The organism is uncultured Pseudoteredinibacter sp. (assembly GCF_947502065.1).
In the GTDB taxonomy this organism is placed as follows: Bacteria; Pseudomonadota; Gammaproteobacteria; order Pseudomonadales; family Cellvibrionaceae; genus Pseudoteredinibacter.
On the sequence record NZ_CANMYE010000038.1, the window covers coordinates 1 to 308 of the forward strand.

At 53.2% G+C, this 308-nt stretch carries 1 protein-coding gene; it reads left to right on the top strand.

Features of this window, described 5'->3' with window-relative positions:
* Nucleotides 1-308 (top strand): VCBS domain-containing protein (locus Q1A41_RS20265; protein WP_299982979.1); only part of this gene is annotated, 308 nt, incomplete at both ends.

A 308-nucleotide genomic window follows, 5' to 3' on the forward strand; every position in this document is an offset into this window, starting at 1 on the left:
GGTAATGTCCGCACCGATGCTAGCGGTGCTGATGTAGATGGCGCTGATGCGGCCGCCATTACCGGTGTAGTTGCGGGTACACAAACCGGTGATATTTCCGGTGGTGTAAATACAGCAATCTCGGGCTCGCTCGGTTCGCTAACCCTACAAGCGGGTGGTTCTTACACTTACACTCCTGGCGCTGGTGCGGCAGCATTGGCTGAAGGAGCTACGGCAACAGACACGTTTAGTTACACCTTAAAAGACAGTGATGGCAGTTTCTCAACTACCACCGTAACCATAACTGTTACTGGCACAAGTGACGGTGC